Below are 16130 nucleotides of genomic sequence, written 5' to 3' on the forward strand. Positions count from 1 at the left end.
ACAGGGTGTAAAAGTGCGATCATTCGCGTTAAAGTAGGGCAGGCCAAAAAGGAACGCATCATGGTTGAACTTCCCTCAAGCCGTGAGGATGAAAAAGCGGGTGGCATTCAGGTCATCGCGCGTGCGGCAAAAATTCTGAATGCGCTGGGTGAACATCCCGGCGGCATGAGTTTGGGTGAAATTGCGCAGGTGGTTGATCTGCCTCGCTCGACGGTGCAGCGCATTATTGGCGCGCTGGACAGCGCACAGCTGGTGCGCAGCAGCGGTGCCGGCGGTTTACGTCTCGGTCCGGCGTTGCTCAAGCTGATCTCCAGCGTGCACAGCGACGTGGTGGAAATCGTGCGTCCGTTCCTCGAACAACTCTCTGCCGAAATCAATGAAACGGTATCGCTGGCGCGGGCCAGCGGCACGCAATTGGCGATCGTGCATTATGTGGTGGCCTCGCGCGAACTGCGTGTGGTGCCGCGCATGGGTCTGAATCTGCCGCTTTACAGCACATCGGGCGGCCGCGCGTTGCTGGCGCTGGAGAGCGATGAAGATGTGCGCGTGATGGTGGGCGAAGCCTATAAAGAGTTAACCGAGATGACGGTGAAAACCCTGCCGCAATTGCTGGAGCTGATTGCCGAAGTGCGCGCCAGCGGATTAGCGATCGATCGCGGCGAGACGCTGGAGGGCATTTCGACCATGGCGGTTGCCATTGATACGCTGTTTGGCCGCTTCTCTATCTCATTGCTGGTGCCGACGGCGCGTTTTCATAAGCAGGAAGCGCACTATCGTGAGCAAATCATCAAGTGTAAAGACGCCTTGATTCGTGAAATTGGCAAAATGACCGCTGTGGAAGGATAACCAACTGATGAAAACCTTGCTGATGGCCATCGATAACTCTCCGGTGGCGGAAAAAGTGATTGCGTTGACCATTGAACAGGCGCTGGCGCATCAGGCGCAGGTCACGGTGCTGTGCTGCGTGGATCCCGCTTACTCCTCCTGTAATCAACCGATTGAGATTGACGCCGGTGAAGATCCGGATGATTTTGTGGCGGCGAAAGATGAGCAGAACACCGCCGAAATGGTGGTGCGTCACGCGCTGGCGCCGCTGCTGCGCGCGGGCGTGGCGGCGAAGGGATTGATTCTGGCCGGTGAAGCGGCGGAAACCATTGTGGCGCAATCCACACTTTTGCAGGCCAGCATGATCATCATGGGGCGTCGCCATTTGTCACCGTTTAATCGTCTGCTGAAAGGGTCGGTCAGCGCCGCAGTGATTGAGCGCGCCAATTGCCCCGTTTTAATTGATGTACGTAAGGATTAACCCCGCTCGATGCTCTCGCTTTTTCCGATTACGCTAGCGGCGTTCGCGCTGCTGGCGATCATTATTATTCTGCTGGTGCGCACCACTTCGCTGAGACTGTGGCAAGGCGTACTGTTGTTTATCTTGCCGCTGATTCTGGCGAATCTGCTGTGGTTCAGCTGGCTGCACCCGCGTCAGGAGCGTCAGGCGCTGGTGGAAGAGGTGGCAACCCAACTCAGCCTCGCGCCCGGTTATCGTCTGCTAAAAATTCAGGAACCGGCATTGTGGCAGTTGCTCAATCGCGAACTGCTGCATAAACGACTGGAAGGCGTTCCCGCTGATCAGGCGCTGGGAGATATGCGCGGCTGGTTGATGGATTTGGTCAATCAGCGTCTGACGCGTGCCAGCGATGCGGCGATCATTGACTACATCCGCGTCTCGGTCGAGGAGATGCAGGCACTGCAGCAGCAGGAACCGCAGCGCTGCTTCCGTTTCCTCTATCCGCAGGTGAATGGCGGCGTCAATTTGCAACAGGTGCTGTCACCGGAATTAAATCAGCGCGATGCGCAGGCGCTCGAAACGCTGCTACAGCAAAGCACCGGCAATGAACAGCCGCTGGATCAGGCTGCGGCGCAGCGCGATCTGCAAAGCGTGGTGGAAAAACTCTATGGCAAGTGGGGCGATAGGCTGCAACAGCTGAACATGCCAGCGGATACCGCGGTCGATCGCGGTGCGATGTGTGCGATGTCGATTGATCTCTACAGCGGCATTCTCGCATTGCCTGACAAACAAGCGGCCAATCTTTTACGTAAGATGGTCAGCCTTACCGGTTAGCGGGCAAAAAAAAGCCCGCTCAGCGCGGGCATGAAGGTCACTATCAGTATGTTTATTATTAACTCACCTGGTGTGGTGCAGACTTCGTTTTGTCTGGGTACATAATCGCACCACTGAGTTGATAAGAGAAACCGTTTGGTTTTATCGATTTGATTGGCGAAAGCTTCAATAATCCCGAACATTTCGCGCTTAATTCCTATAGATAAGCGCGGCGTTGCATTTTAGACTGCGACGCTTTAGAGGAAACCCTAATGAAAAAAATGCTTATTAGCGCATTGGCGCTTTTTATGCTGGCCGGTTGTAGCGTCAGCAAACCAGGAGGATTTGAGCGTGTCGATGAAGATACCAGCTCAAATACCGTGCAGTATCGTTACGATCCGCACACGCTGAATAAAGACGCAATGGAGATCGACCTTGCGAATTATTGCAGTCAGCGTGGATTTGATAAGGTGGAATCACTGCCGTCGCAAAATAGCCATTTGCCCGGATTAAAGAAAGCCTGGTATCAATGTAATTACGCGGTAAAAAGCTAAAAAAATAGGGCGGGATAATTTCCCGCCCTTTTTATTTTCTTATTATTTGCTGTGTATGTTCTTTGCCCAACTATCTGCGGTGTCCATAACCGCCGTGCCCATGATGCCAGCCGCCGCCACCATGATGGCCCCAACCTGGGCCGCCGCCTCCACGATGATGATCGATAATACAGCCACTCAACATCGTCATAATGGCTACAACCGATGCAACCTTAATAACTTTCTTCATGGAGAGTCCTCCTCTGTTCCAATGACGCCAGATTACAGGGGAATAGTGGAGTGAAGATGCAGGAAATGTAGAGTTATTGCTGAATGTATTACGGAGTGTGTCAATTAAATGCTAAAAAAGTCGCGGGGTAAAATAAACCAATCGGAATAAGCTGAATGCCTGCTAATAATAACGAGATTACTCCGAAAGGCAAGGGTTAATAATAGTGGTTCTCAATTAACGCTTTATTGTGGATCAATTGTGGAGGAATGGGATGCCGCAAATTGATACGGCATCCCAGCGAACTTAATTATGCAGTAAAGGTTCTACCACGTTTTGGCGATTTGGCAGACGGATACTCAGCGACAACACCAGCGAAATCACCAGCAAGGTCATAATCAGGCTGAAAGTAACGGTGAAGCCACCAAAGGCGGAAGCCACCAGTGAACCCAGCACGCTGCCGATACCGAAGCCAAGGTAAATCAATCCATAGTTCTTCGTCAGGTTGTTCAGACCAAAGAAATCGCTGACCAGCGACGGGAAAACGGTGATGGTGCCACCGAAACTGAAGGCCACGCAGGCTAAGGAGAGGAAGAAGGTCGATTCGTTCATATGGGTGAACAGCAGAATGCTCATGCCCACCAGCGAGACAATTTGCGCCAGCGTAATCACACGGATGCGTGCCATTTTATCCGACAGCACGCCGAGAATCAGGCGACCGCTGAGGTTGGCAATCGCAATCACCGTAACCGCATTCGCTGCCGTCTGCGCGCTAAGATGCACCATGCCTTCACCGATATCTTTCGCCACGCCAATCACGTACAGGCCGCTCATGCATGCGGTTAGGAACATTAGCGCCAGCATCCAGTACTGTGGTAAACGTACCGATTGCGCCAGCGTGTAATCTTTCGCTTCCAGCTGCGTATTGCCGCTGCTCTTCTGCATCGGCGCATCACGCATCAGCAACGCGCCGACAATAATCATGCTCATCGCCAGCACGCCCCAGATCATAAAGGTATTCTCCAGACCTTGTGCGCTCAGCAGTGCACCGCAGATGAATTTGAAGCCAAGGCTGCCCAACCCATACGCACCAATTGAACAGGCCGAAATGAGCCCTTTGCGCTCCGGAAACCACTTCACGCAGTTAGAGAGCGTCATCAGATATCCGGCACCATCGGCCAGTCCCACCAATATCCCGGCGCTGAGGTAGAGCATCATCAGATTATCGGCATGCGCGGTCAGCCAGAAACCGACAGCCATCAAAATGCCCGCGCCGAGGGTAACGTTGCGCACGCCAAAGCGTTCCTGCAGTTTTCCGGCAAGTGAAGAAGCGATCGCCAGGCCAAGACTGAGCAAACCGAACGAGAACGCCACTTCACTGATGGGCGCATCCAGCTTATTCGCCAGCGGGCCGTTAAACAGGCTCCAGGTATAAACCGAGCCCAAAGCGAACTGCGTGATAATGGTGCCGATAAGGGTCAACGTGCGGGTACGTTGGTAATTCGCGGGGGTTGCTGTTGTCATTTTTATCTCTCACTCGAGAAAGCGGAATCTGTGGAGATAATAAGTTGCTCTCGCGCGTGCGGGGGAAACCGTGGCGTGAATGCACCCGACGGTGGAATGAAATGCAGCTAAACGGGTATGAATGACATTGTGATGACAGTAAGTGATGTCATTTAAAGCGTAGCGGTTGCTACGGGTAACCATGTGTAAGCATTTGTATCGATCGCGCCATAATGCCTGCAAAGTCGCGGATGTTTGCCAGGCTTAAAATTCATTCAAGAGGAGGAAATATGAAAGACCGAACATATGAATCCGCGTCTAATGAGGATGAGGTTTGCTGCATTATCGGTCAGGCGGTGATCGAGTTAAGCGATGAGCATCAACCAGTGAACAAATCCACGTTGTCGCTGAAATTACTGGCAATGGCCGACCGCGACAAAGATGATGAACGCGTCCTGCTTTACTGGATTGCCAGAAAAGCCATAACTAAACCTCACCAGCTCAATATCGGCGTTCAGGGCTGGCGTTAGAGGAACAAAAGAGCGGGCGCAATGCCCGCTCTCGTTATTTATGCGGTACGTAATCGACCCAGCGTCGGCCAGCGCACAAACATCACCATATTCCCCGCCAATATCATCACCAATCCGACAATTGCATTGCTATGCCAGTGATAACCTTCATAAAGCGTGGAGAGCGTCAGAGCCACCAGCGGGAACAGCAAGGTGCTATAGGCGGCCTGACTGGCACCAATGCGACCAACTAGGGTGAAGTAGGCACCAAATCCCAATACCGAACCCAATATTGCCAGATAACTCATCGCACCCAACCACTGCATATTTAGCGCGGGTGCCAGTGAATCGCCATTCACTAACGCCAGTGCGGCCATCACCAAAGCGCCATACAGCATCGCGTAGCTATTGGTGGTCAGAATATCGAGCTGACGACGCTGATGGCGCAGCGAAATCATATTGCCGAAGGAGAAGCCCAGCGTGCCAAGCGCGCTGAGGCCTACGCCCCACAGCAATTGCGGAGCGGGATGCGCCGCCTGAATATCATTCCAGAACAGGGCAACAATGCCGCCCAGGCCAAGCACCGCCGCTGGCAGCAGGCGAAATGATGGGCGCTGACGGAAAAAAATCCAGCTGTTGAGCGCGTTATACAGCACGGCCATCGAGAAGATCACCGACTCCAGTCCACTGCTGATCCACGCGGCAGCATGATAGAAGCAGACAAAGTTGAAGCCAAACACGCAGCAACCCTGCAGCAGACAAAACAGATGATCGCGCTTATCCAGCGTTCGCAGCCGACGCAGCAGTTTGAGGACCGCCAGCATCACCAGCGACGCCAGTAAGAAACGCCAAAATACCGCCACCAAAACCGGCGTATCGCCTGCTTCCTGTTGCAGGAAAATGGCAATCCAGGTAGTTCCCCAAATCATCACCACGGCAAGGTATAACATCACATTCATAACGCACTCTCCGACACAATCTGGCCCGCAGTGTGGCGTGAAAAGCAACGCGCGGCTTGCACGTTTTTGCGCGGCAATTGCAAAATCTTGCGCTTTTTACTTTTGCGTCCGGCTGTGACCTGTTTTCTGTCTGCGGAGATCCGTACACTGGGCGCTCATGAACTGCGAGTGATATCAACCATGGCTGATTACCAGACCTTCAACATGCTCCAGCGCCACAAAGCGCAGCTGCGCGACAGCGTGCAGTTGTCGAGCGGCATTAAGCTGGCGGCCTGGTTTAACAGCGGCGACCGTGTCACCAATCTTAGCGATCATCACACGCTGAGCCTGTATACCGCCGACGGTTATGAAACCTGGCATAAAACCCAGCACGGCTGGCGCAACGGCGGCGGGCCGGATCGCTTTTGCCTGATGCCCAGCGGAGTGGAATCGGTGTGGGATATTCGTGCCGATTTATCGTTTGTGCATCTCTACTGCACCGATGAACATCTGCGCCATCTGGGCGAACAGATCTGGGACCGCAGTCCGTCGCAGCTCAATCTGCATGAAAAGATCTTCGCGGCGGACGATCGTATCACCCAACTTTATCGCCACTTCTTGCTGAGCACCGATTGGCAGCAGCCGGCGAATCAATTGATGCTCAGCAGCGCATCAACGTTGCTGATGACGCATTTGTTGCAACGCTACAGCGATGTGCAATGGCAAGCGCCGCAGGTGCGTGGTGGATTGGCCCCCGCCGTGTTGCGGCGAGTGATGGCATATATTGATGCGCAGCTTGATCAGCCATTAACGCTGGCGCAGCTTGCCGCCGAAGCGGCGCTGAGCGAATACCATTTTGCACGCATGTTCCGTAGCAGCGTTGGCGAGGCACCGCACCAATATGTGATGCGCCGCCGCATGGATGCTGCGTTACAGCTGCTGAAATTCAGCCGTTTACCGCTAACAGAAATCGCGCTGCGCTGCGGTTTTCACTCCTCAAGCCACTTCAGTAACCGCTTTCGTCAACTGCATGGCGTGACGCCGTCGGCATGGCGACACGATCAGGCCTGATTACGATCTCACTCTTAAACCGATGTAATCGGCTGCAATAACCCCTGTTTTTTTCTGAACACATCTCTCAGTTAGGCCTTCTCACACTCTGTAAGGCATTTTTTCCATGGATTTTGGAGTAGGATGCTTTGCAGGAAAATTAAGCTATCACATTGATTACAATGACAAGTTACGAGAGGCCGTAATTATGGAAAAGCGCGTGTCAAAGCTGGAAGCGGATATTGATGGTCTTAAAACCGATATGGCCCAGGTGAAAATGGACATTGCGGTAATCAAATCGAATTACGTCACCAAAAGTGAATTTCATCAGGAGATCGGCAAAATTCACCAGGAGATCAGCAAACAGACGAAATGGATCGTGGCGGGCATGATGAGCACTGCAGGTATGACGCTGGGGCTGGCTCGCTGGTTGTTTTAAGTGAATGATTAAGAAGTGAACATGGAAAAGCGCGTATCAAAGCTGGAAGCGGATATCGACGATATCAAAACCGATATGGCTGTCATGAAGACAGACATTGCGGTGATCAAGTCGAATTACGTCACCAAGAGCGATCTTTATCAGGAGATTGGCAAAGTGCATCAGGATATTGGAAGAATTCATCAGGAATTAAGTAAACAGACAAAATGGATTGTCGCGGGGATGCTGAGCACTGCGGGCATGACGCTGGCACTGGCTCGTTGGCTGTTCTGAGGGAATTAATGACCAAGGAGTGAACATGAAAAAGCGCGTTTCAAAGCTGGAAGCGGATATCGACGATATCAAAACCGATATGGCGCTAATGAAAACAGATATTGCAGTGATCAAATCGAATTACGCCACTAAAAGTGATCTTCATCAGGCGATAAACCAGCAAACGAAATGGATTGTAGCGGGAATAATGAGTACCGCGGGACTGACACTTGCTCTGGCGAGATGGCTGTTTTAAGCGGGAAACGATGAGAATCTGGTGTCCCCTGCAGGAATCGAACCTGCAACTAGCCCTTAGGAGGGGCTCGTTATATCCATTTAACTAAGGAGACGCCGGGCGCGCAGTATAGCGCACCGCGAACCTGATTTTAACTATGCAGCGGTTGTTTGCTCAATCTATCAGCAATTTAAGACCAGGCTTACGCCTGTTTTTGCTTCTCTTTCCGCTTCTGTTCCGCACGTGCTTTGGCTTTCGCCGCTTCACTCATATCGTTACGAATCTGCGCATGGCTAATCAAGGCAAATATCAGCGTACCGCCCGTGATGTTGCCAAGCAGCGTTGGCAGAGCAAATGGCCAGAAGAATTCGTACCATGGCAGCGTGCCCGCAAACACCAGATACAGCACCTCGACCGAACCGACCACGATATGCGCTAAATCCCCTAACGCCACCAGCCAGGTCATCATCACGATCACCACAATTTTCGCCGCGCCCGCATACGGGAACATCCACACCATGGTGGCGATAATCCAGCCGGAGATCACCGCATTAGCGAACATTTCGCTGGGGGAATTGACCATCACTTTTTCACTGATGGCGGTAAACGCCTGACGCGTCGCATCGTCGAAGATCGGCATATGATTAAAAGCGAGCGCGCCCAACGCGGTACCCATCAGATTGCCGAGCAGCACCACGCACCAGAGACGCAACAGCAGCGCAAAGTTGCTGCCGGTCGGTTTGTGCATTACCGGCAAAACGGCGGTAACGGTGTTCTCGGTGAACAATTGCTGGCGCGCCATAATGACAATGACAAAGCCAAAGGTATAACCCAGATTTTCGAGTAAAAAAGCGCCGGGCACGCCTTTGAGGTGGACCTGGAAAATGCCTTTCGCCATCAGCGAAGCGCTCATTGACAATCCGGCCGCTACCGCCGACCAAAGCAGCGCCATACCATCGCGCTCGAGCTCTTTTTCACCGTCCTGACGTATTTCCTCATGAATTGCCGCCGCCTGCGAGGGCAGGGCATCTTCATCCACTTCAATCTCCTTGCCTTGTTCCTTCTCATCACTCTCTACATCGTTGTCACTGTTTGAAATCGATGGTGATTGTTTCATGTTTCCCTCGGGTGATAATGCCATTGCGCAATAAGCGTAGCTGGTTTTGGCAAGGTCATTTTGTTACGAAGATTCAATTTAAGAGTAACGAAATTTTAACTGAGTTGGTTTTTTGAGCAATTTCTTGATCTGATGCGCACGAATACCCCATTTGGGGTAAGTGGGAGCCAGCTCACAGACTTCGGCCCACAGATTCAATGTGGTATTATCGCCGCCTCATTCATTGCCGTGATTCTCCCTTCTATGCTCGAAGTCATTAATCTCTCATGCGTTCGTGATGAGCGAACCTTGTTTCATGGGTTGAGCTTCCGTGTGCAACCGGGTGACATTGTGCAAATTGAAGGGCCAAACGGAGCCGGGAAAACCTCGCTGCTGCGCCTGTTGGCGGGATTAAGCCGGGCGGAAGAGGGCGCCGTGATGTGGCAGTCACAGTCGATTCGTCAGCAGCGCGAAATATGGCAACAAAATCTGCTCTATCTCGGCCATCACCCCGGCGTGAAATCGGTACTCTCACCGCTGGAGAACCTGCATTTCTGGCACGGCAGCAGCAATGAAGACGCGATTTTTGATGCGCTTGAGCAGGTCGATCTGCTGGGTTTTGAAGAGGTGCCAGTGGCGCAACTCTCCGCCGGACAGCAGCGGCGTGTGGCATTAGCCCGCCTGTGGCTCAGCCCGGCGTCGATATGGATCCTCGATGAGCCTTTGACCGCCATCGATAAAGGCGGTGTGGAAAAATTAATGGCGCGATTCGCCACCCATGCCGATAACGGCGGAGCGGTGATTCTGACTACGCATCAGGATCTGCCCGATAACAGCGCGCGCGTGCGTAAAATTCGTCTTACTTCGGAGTGGGCTTGATGTTAGGTCGGGTCATTCAGCGCGAATTAAAAATCGCCTTTCGCAGCGGCGCGGAAGTGATCAATCCACTGTGGTTTTTCCTGATTGTTATCACGCTGTTTCCATTAGGTATCGGACCGGAGCCGCAGCAGCTGGCGCGCATTGCGCCGGGCGTGGCGTGGGTTGCCGCATTACTGGCCTCATTGCTGGCGCTGGAACGACTGTTTCGTGACGATTTTCTTGATGGTTCGCTCGAGCAACTACTTCTGCTGCCAACACCGCTGCCGGTTACGGTGCTGGGCAAAGTGATTGCACACTGGCTGATTACCGGGCTGCCACTGATTTTACTGTCGCCGCTGGCGGCATTGTTGCTGTCGCTGGATTTTGCCGGCTGGCGCGCGATGGCGTTAACGCTGCTACTTGGCACGCCAACGCTAAGCTTTCTCGGCGCGATTGGGACCGGGTTAACCGTTGGGCTGCGGCGCGGCGGCGTATTACTAAGTCTGCTGGTATTGCCGTTGTCGATACCGGTTCTGATATTCGCCAGCGCGGCGATTGATGCCGCCGGAATGGGATTGCCGATCGGGGGTTATCTGGCGATTCTCGGCGCGATGCTGGCCGTCAGCGCAACGCTGTCGCCGTTTGCGACAGCAGCAGCTTTGCGTATCAGTCTGCATTAATTCGTGTCGCCTCAGAGCGGCCGAAACCTGAATTCTCTTTATTGTGAGCTATGCAAAATGTGGAAATGGTTACACCAGTGGGCAAAGCCTGAGCGGCTTTACCAGCTATGCGGTCGCTTAATTCCGTGGTTCTCGGTGCTGGGTGTTGGCACGCTGTTACTCGGCTGGATCTGGGGCTTCGGCTTTGCACCGGCAGATTATCAGCAGGGCAACAGCTTCCGGATTATGTACATTCACGTGCCTGCAGCGATGTGGTCGATGGGCGTGTATGCGTCAATGGCTATTGCGGCGTTCATCGGCCTGGTGTGGCAGATGAAGATGGCCGATCTGGTCTCGGCGGCGATGGCGCCAATTGGCGCGGTGTTTACTTTTATCGCGCTGATTACCGGTTCCGCCTGGGGTAAACCGATGTGGGGAACCTGGTGGATCTGGGATGCCCGACTGACATCCGAGCTGGTGCTGCTGTTTCTCTATATGGGCGTAATCGCGCTCTATCACTCCTTTGAAGACCGTCGCACCGCCGGGCGCGCTGCTGGCATTTTGATTCTGGTTGGCGTGGTTAATCTGCCGATCATTCACTTCTCGGTACAGTGGTGGAACACGCTGCATCAGGGCTCATCCGGTATTCTGCAGCAGGCCATCGATCCCAGCATGCGCACACCGCTGCGCTGGTCCATTCTCGGCTATCTGCTGGTGTTTGGTGCTTTGACCTTAATGCGCTTGCGCAATCTGATTCTGTTTACCGAACGTCATCGTCCGTGGGCGATTGATGTGGCGCAGCGAGGAAGCAAATCATGACGCCAGCCTTTGCATCGTGGAGCGATTTCTTCGCCATGGGCGGCTATGCCTTTTACGTCTGGCTCGCCGTTATCCTCACGTTGATCCCATTATTCGGTCTGGTGCTGCACACCGTGCTGTTCCGCCGCCGTTTGCTGGCAGAAATTCGCCAGCGTCAGTCCAGGGAGCGCCGCATTCGCGCGGCTAAATCGAAAAAAGCTGCCGATGAAGCAGCGGGAGAATCCGTGTGAATATCCGTCGTCGTAATCGCCTGTACGTGGCGATCGCGGTGTTGATCGGGCTTGGCCTGGCGACCGCGCTGGTGATGTACGCGCTGCGTTCCAACATCGACCTGTTTTATACCCCGAGTGAAATCATCAATGGCAAGGGCGAAGATCATCAGAAGCCTGAACCGGGCCAGCGTTTGCGCATTGGCGGCATGGTGATGCCGGGCAGCGTCAAGCGCGATCCGAAAACTCTCGCGGTCTCTTTCAAACTGTATGACGCCAACGGCGTGGTCAGTGTTACCTACGAAGGCATTCTGCCGGACCTGTTCCGTGAAGGGCAGGGCGTGGTGGCGCAAGGCGTGCTCGAAGAGGGCAATCTGGTGAACGCCAAAGAAGTGCTGGCGAAACACGATGAAAAATATACGCCACCTGAAATCGAAGATGCGATGAAGAAGAATCACACAGGACCTGCGGCAGCCTATCAGCAGTCAGGTGCGCAATCATGATGCCGGAAATTGGTAGCTTTCTGCTGTGTCTGGCGCTGGGTTTAGCGCTACTGTTGAGTGTCTATCCGCTGTGGGGCGCGGCGCGTCAGGATGCGCGTTTGATGGCGATGGCGCGCCCGTTAACCTGGGGCATGTTCATCTGCGTAGCCGCCTCCTTTGCCGTGTTGGTTCACGCCTTTGTGGTGAATGATTTCACCGTTGGCTATGTCGCCACCAACTCCAACACCTTGTTGCCGGTTTACTATCGTATTGCCGCAACCTGGGGCGCGCACGAAGGTTCACTGCTGCTGTGGGTGTTGCTGCTCAGCACCTGGACGCTGGCGGTGGCGATCTTCAGTCGTGGTATGCCGCAGGATGCGCTGGCGCGCGTGCTGGCGGTGATGGGCATGATTAACCTCGGCTTCCTGCTGTTTATCATTCTGACCTCGAACCCGTTTACCCGCACCTTGCCAAATTTCCCGATTGACGGGCGCGATCTCAACCCGATGCTGCAGGATATCGGTCTGATCTTCCATCCGCCGCTGCTGTACATGGGTTACGTTGGTTTCTCGGTGGCCTTTGCGTTTGCCATTGCTTCGCTGATGGCCGGACGTCTGGATACCGCATGGGCGCGCTGGTCACGTCCGTGGACCACCGCCGCGTGGGTGTTCCTGACTATCGGCATCGTGCTCGGTTCAGCGTGGGCTTATTACGAACTCGGCTGGGGCGGCTGGTGGTTCTGGGATCCGGTCGAAAACGCCTCCTTTATGCCGTGGCTGGCTGGTACCGCGCTGATGCACTCGCTGGCGGTAACGGAAAAACGTGGTAGCTTCAAATCGTGGACGGTATTACTGGCGATCACCGCATTCTCGTTAAGCCTGCTGGGTACTTTCCTCGTGCGTTCCGGCGTGCTGGTTTCCGTGCACTCGTTCGCCTCCGATCCGGCGCGCGGCATGTTTATTCTCGCCTTCCTGGTGATTGTGATTGGCAGCTCGCTGCTGCTGTACGCGTTGAAAGGCGGTCAGGTGCGCAGCCGTGTGCAGAGTGAAGCCTGGTCACGCGAATCCTTCCTGCTGGGTAACAACGTGCTGCTGATCGCCGCGATGCTGGTGGTGTTACTCGGTACGCTGTTGCCGCTGGTGCATAAACAGCTCGGTCTTGGCAGCATCTCGGTGGGTGAGCCGTTCTTCAACACCATGTTTACCTGGCTGATGGCACCGTTCGCGCTGATGTTGGGTATCGGTCCGCTGGTGCGCTGGCGTAAAGACCAACCGCAGAAGCTGTGGAAGCGCCTCGGCGTCGGTATGGTCGTCACGCTGATTCTTTCCATCGCGCTGCCGTGGCTGCTGCAGGATCGCATTGAGGCGATGACGGTTATCGGCCTACTGATGTCGATCTGGGTGATCATGCTGACGTTGATGGAACTGCACGAGCGCGCCACCCATCGTCACGCCTTCATCAAAGGTTTGCGTCATCTGTCGCGCAGCCATTGGGGTATGGTGCTGGGGCATTTGGGCGTGGCGGTGACCGTGGTGGGTATCGCCTTTAGCACCCAATACAGCGTTGAGCGTGATGTGCGCATGAAGGCGGGCGATACCGTTGATATCCACAATTATCACTTTACCTTCCACGGCGTGCGCAACCTGCAAGGGCCGAACTACAGCGGCGGCGTGGCGGTGATTGAAGTGACGCGCAACGGTAAGCTGGAAGCGGTGATGCAGGCGGAAAAACGCTTCTATGCAGCCGCGCGCACCATGATGACCGAAGCGGCGATCAGCGGCGGTTTCACCCGCGATCTCTATGCGGCGCTGGGTGAAGAGCTGGATGACGGTTCATGGGCGGTGCGGATTTACTACAAACCGTTTGTACGCTGGATCTGGTACGGCGGCGTGTTTATGGCGGTGGGCGGCTTGTTCTGCCTGTTCGATCCGCGCTATCGCTCACGCAAAAAAGAAGAGCGCGAGGAGCTGGCATGAACAAAAAAATTCTGTTTATCCCATTGGTTCTATTCCTGCTGCTGGCTGCGGCACTGTTGTGGCAGCTGTCGCGCAACGCCAACGGCGATGATCCAACGCGTCTCGAATCAGCGTTGATCGGCAAGCCGGTACCCGTATTCAAACTGGAAGCGCTCGATCAACCCGGCAAAATCTACGATCAGCAGGTGCTGACCGACGGCAAACCGATTCTGCTCAACGTCTGGGCGACCTGGTGCCCAACCTGCCGCGCGGAGCATCAATACCTCAACACGCTGGCGGAAAAAGGCATTCGCGTGGTTGGCCTCAATTATAAAGACGATCGCACCAAAGCGGTGACCTGGCTGAACACGCTGGGCAATCCTTATGCGCTCAGCTTGTATGACGGCAACGGGATGCTCGGTCTCGATCTCGGCGTTTACGGCGCACCGGAAACCTTCCTGATCGACGGCAAAGGGATCATTCGTTATCGCCACGCAGGCGACATGAACGATCGCGTCTGGCTCGAAGAAGTGAAACCGCTGTGGGACAAATACAACAAGGAGGCGGGCGTATGAAACGGCTGCTTCTATTGTTAGCGGGCATTCTGCTCAGCACCAGCCTGTGGGCGGCGATTGATACGTATCAGTTCGATTCGGTGCAGCAGGAAGAGCAATACCGCGATCTCACCGCATCGCTGCGTTGCCCGAAATGCCAGAACAACAGCATTGCCGATTCCAATGCGATGATCGCGTCGGATATGCGTCTCAAAGTCTACGAGTTGATGAAGCAGGGCGAAAGCCGCCAGCAGATCATTGATTACATGGTGGCGCGTTACGGTAATTTCGTCACCTATGAGCCGCCGGTAACGCCCTCCACGCTGATTTTGTGGGTGGGTCCAGCGCTGTTTGTGGTGCTGGGCGCGCTGATCATTATTTTGCGCAATCGCCGCGGCAGAGCGCGTAGCGAACTCGACGAAAATGAACAACAGCGCCTTGCGGCGTTACTTAAGCGTGACGGGAAGCCGTAATGACTGGATTCTGGATTACCCTGATTATTTTACTGCTGGCAGCTCTCGCGCTGTTTCTGCGTGCCGGCTGGCGTCAGCGCGAGGCCAGCAGTGGCGATCGCGATCGTCTCAACACCGATTTCTATCAGCAGCGCCTGCGCGAGCTGGAGCGTGATGAAGAAGAGGGCGTGGTGGCTGAGCGCCCGGAAATGGTGCGCGAGCTGCAACAAACGCTGTTAACCGATGTGCCGCAACAAGATGCTGCCACCATTCATCACAGCAGCCGCTGGGTATTGCTGCCAGGCGTGATGGTGCTGTTGGTGGTGTCGGTTGGCATGTATCTGAAAATCGGCGGACTGGCGCAGCAAACCGCGTTTGTTAGCGTGCAACAAGAGTATCCTGCCTTACGTGCGCGCGTGATGGATCCCCAAGCGCAGCCGCTGACTATGGAAGAGCTGGCGCGTCTGCAGCTGGGTCTGCGCAGTTCGCTGCAAAATGACTCTTCAAACCTCAACGATTGGGCGATGCTGGGCCGCCTTGGCATGGTGCTGAATAACGCCACCGATGCCAGCCAGGCATTTGAACATGCTCTGCAGCTGGCGCCAGACAATATCGAACTGCAGCAGGATTACGCCGAAGTGCTGACGCGCTCCAGCGATCCGCAGGATAATCGTCAGGCCAACGTATTGCTGAAAGAGCTGCTCAAACGCGATCACAGCGATGTGCGCACGCTGAGTCTGCTGGCGTTTAACGCCTTTGAACAGCAGCAGTACAACGAGGCGATTGGTGCATGGCAGGTGATGCTGAAACTGTTACCGGCAGGCGATCGCCGCATCACCATGATCGAGCGCAGCATTGAACAAGCGAAAACTGACGCGGGACAGCAAAATAGCAATCTGGCATTGACGGTGAGTTTGACGCCGCAGGCAGAAAAAATGTTACCGCAAGGCGGTGTGTTGTATATTTCTGTGTCTGACGGTGTTTCACCGGTGCCTGTGGCTGTGAAGCGTTTACCGCTCAGCCACTTCCCGTTATCGCTCACGCTGGATGACAGCAATGCCATGATGCCGGATCGCCTACTTTCGGCGCAGCATCAGGTGCAAGTCAGGGTGCGTATTTCGCGCGACGGCAGTGCCAATCCGCAGTCTGGCGACTGGTTTGGATTAAGCGCGGTTACCCCCTGGAATGGTCATCAGCAACTGGCTGTGGAAATTAATCAACAGCAGCCCTGAAGCGATACCTTACTGATCCGCACAGGGA

The 16130-nt window shown here is 54.5% G+C and carries 21 protein-coding genes and 1 tRNA gene; 18 read left to right on the forward strand and 4 right to left on the reverse strand.

All coding sequences use genetic code 11. From position 1 onward, the window contains the following. Window positions 1-60 precede the first annotated feature (60 nt). From PanJK_RS13510 to PanJK_RS13525, 4 genes are all read left to right on the forward strand, one after another. Complete coding sequence (locus tag PanJK_RS13510) at window positions 61-846, forward strand: IclR family transcriptional regulator (protein WP_256697021.1); 786 nt, start codon at window positions 61-63, stop codon at window positions 844-846. A gap of 7 nt (window positions 847-853) precedes the next feature. Continuing rightward, window positions 854-1306 (forward strand): universal stress protein, encoded by a 453-nt coding sequence (locus tag PanJK_RS13515; protein WP_008101323.1) that lies wholly within the window; start codon window positions 854-856, stop codon window positions 1304-1306. 9 nt (window positions 1307-1315) lie between these two features. Beyond that, window positions 1316-2119, forward strand: a complete 804-nt coding sequence (locus tag PanJK_RS13520) for a hypothetical protein (RefSeq protein ID WP_008101321.1) — start codon at window positions 1316-1318, stop codon at window positions 2117-2119. A gap of 251 nt (window positions 2120-2370) precedes the next feature. Continuing rightward, window positions 2371-2652: a membrane lipoprotein lipid attachment site-containing protein gene (locus PanJK_RS13525; protein ID WP_008101319.1), complete on the forward strand. Its 282-nt coding sequence runs from the start codon at window positions 2371-2373 to the stop codon at window positions 2650-2652. 514 nt (window positions 2653-3166) lie between these two features. Here the strand turns inward: PanJK_RS13525 and PanJK_RS13530 are convergent. After that, window positions 3167-4384: an MFS transporter gene (locus PanJK_RS13530; protein WP_256697018.1), complete on the reverse strand. Its 1218-nt coding sequence runs from the start codon at window positions 4382-4384 to the stop codon at window positions 3167-3169. 269 nt (window positions 4385-4653) lie between these two features. Between PanJK_RS13530 and PanJK_RS13535 the strand changes: the two genes are divergently transcribed. Further along, complete coding sequence (locus PanJK_RS13535; protein ID WP_008101313.1) at window positions 4654-4893, forward strand: hypothetical protein; 240 nt, start codon at window positions 4654-4656, stop codon at window positions 4891-4893. A gap of 38 nt (window positions 4894-4931) precedes the next feature. Here the strand turns inward: PanJK_RS13535 and PanJK_RS13540 are convergent, their stop codons facing one another. Continuing rightward, complete coding sequence (locus tag PanJK_RS13540; protein ID WP_265300378.1) at window positions 4932-5831, reverse strand: DMT family transporter; 900 nt, start codon at window positions 5829-5831, stop codon at window positions 4932-4934. 180 nt (window positions 5832-6011) lie between these two features. On the opposite strand from PanJK_RS13540, the gene PanJK_RS13545 reads away from it, so the two are divergent. The 4 genes from PanJK_RS13545 to PanJK_RS13560 all read left to right on the forward strand — a co-directional run bounded on the left by PanJK_RS13545 (window position 6012) and on the right by PanJK_RS13560 (window position 7807). Further along, complete coding sequence (locus PanJK_RS13545) at window positions 6012-6881, forward strand: AraC family transcriptional regulator (RefSeq protein WP_179449975.1); 870 nt, start codon at window positions 6012-6014, stop codon at window positions 6879-6881. Window positions 6882-6987: 106 nt separating this feature from the next. Beyond that, complete coding sequence (locus PanJK_RS13550) at window positions 6988-7299, forward strand: hypothetical protein (protein ID WP_256697016.1); 312 nt, start codon at window positions 6988-6990, stop codon at window positions 7297-7299. Window positions 7300-7320: 21 nt separating this feature from the next. Beyond that, window positions 7321-7572: a hypothetical protein gene (locus tag PanJK_RS13555; protein WP_210081370.1), complete on the forward strand. Its 252-nt coding sequence runs from the start codon at window positions 7321-7323 to the stop codon at window positions 7570-7572. Window positions 7573-7597: 25 nt separating this feature from the next. Beyond that, complete coding sequence (locus PanJK_RS13560) at window positions 7598-7807, forward strand: hypothetical protein (RefSeq protein WP_265300387.1); 210 nt, start codon at window positions 7598-7600, stop codon at window positions 7805-7807. 19 nt (window positions 7808-7826) lie between these two features. Here the strand turns inward: PanJK_RS13560 and PanJK_RS13565 are convergent. Next, window positions 7827-7901: transfer RNA gene (locus tag PanJK_RS13565), tRNA-Arg, on the reverse strand. An 87-nt stretch (window positions 7902-7988) separates the two neighbouring features. After that, window positions 7989-8903, reverse strand: a complete 915-nt coding sequence (locus PanJK_RS13570; protein ID WP_256697014.1) for a formate/nitrite transporter family protein — start codon at window positions 8901-8903, stop codon at window positions 7989-7991. 243 nt (window positions 8904-9146) lie between these two features. On the opposite strand from PanJK_RS13570, the gene ccmA reads away from it, so the two are divergent. From ccmA to ccmI, 9 genes are read left to right on the forward strand one after another with little or no spacing between them, the layout of a single operon-like run. Then, window positions 9147-9761, forward strand: coding sequence for a cytochrome c biogenesis heme-transporting ATPase CcmA (gene ccmA, locus PanJK_RS13575; RefSeq protein WP_265300390.1), 615 nt, complete (start codon window positions 9147-9149; stop codon window positions 9759-9761). Beyond that, entirely contained in the window at window positions 9761-10420 is a 660-nt protein-coding gene (ccmB, locus tag PanJK_RS13580) for a heme exporter protein CcmB (protein WP_008101298.1), read from the forward strand. Before ccmA ends, ccmB begins: the two co-directional genes overlap by 1 nt. 57 nt (window positions 10421-10477) lie before the next feature. Continuing rightward, complete coding sequence (locus tag PanJK_RS13585; RefSeq protein WP_256697010.1) at window positions 10478-11218, forward strand: heme ABC transporter permease; 741 nt, start codon at window positions 10478-10480, stop codon at window positions 11216-11218. Next, window positions 11215-11448, forward strand: a complete 234-nt coding sequence (gene ccmD / locus PanJK_RS13590) for a heme exporter protein CcmD (RefSeq protein ID WP_179449982.1) — start codon at window positions 11215-11217, stop codon at window positions 11446-11448. The genes PanJK_RS13585 and ccmD overlap by 4 nt, the downstream gene beginning before the upstream one ends. Continuing rightward, window positions 11445-11930 (forward strand): cytochrome c maturation protein CcmE, encoded by a 486-nt coding sequence (gene ccmE / locus PanJK_RS13595; RefSeq protein ID WP_008101293.1) that lies wholly within the window; start codon window positions 11445-11447, stop codon window positions 11928-11930. The genes ccmD and ccmE overlap by 4 nt, the downstream gene beginning before the upstream one ends. After that, window positions 11927-13885 (forward strand): heme lyase CcmF/NrfE family subunit, encoded by a 1959-nt coding sequence (locus PanJK_RS13600; protein WP_265300400.1) that lies wholly within the window; start codon window positions 11927-11929, stop codon window positions 13883-13885. The genes ccmE and PanJK_RS13600 overlap by 4 nt, the downstream gene beginning before the upstream one ends. Next, window positions 13882-14439: a DsbE family thiol:disulfide interchange protein gene (locus PanJK_RS13605; RefSeq protein WP_101763614.1), complete on the forward strand. Its 558-nt coding sequence runs from the start codon at window positions 13882-13884 to the stop codon at window positions 14437-14439. Before PanJK_RS13600 ends, PanJK_RS13605 begins: the two co-directional genes overlap by 4 nt. Then, entirely contained in the window at window positions 14436-14891 is a 456-nt protein-coding gene (locus tag PanJK_RS13610) for a cytochrome c-type biogenesis protein (protein ID WP_265300403.1), read from the forward strand. The genes PanJK_RS13605 and PanJK_RS13610 overlap by 4 nt, the downstream gene beginning before the upstream one ends. Continuing rightward, window positions 14891-16102 (forward strand): c-type cytochrome biogenesis protein CcmI, encoded by a 1212-nt coding sequence (gene ccmI, locus PanJK_RS13615; protein WP_265300405.1) that lies wholly within the window; start codon window positions 14891-14893, stop codon window positions 16100-16102. Before PanJK_RS13610 ends, ccmI begins: the two co-directional genes overlap by 1 nt. Window positions 16103-16130: the final 28 nt, after the last annotated feature.

Origin of the sequence: Pantoea sp. JK (assembly GCF_026130245.1) — a bacterium.
GTDB lineage: Bacteria > Pseudomonadota > Gammaproteobacteria > Enterobacterales > Enterobacteriaceae > Pantoea > Pantoea trifolii.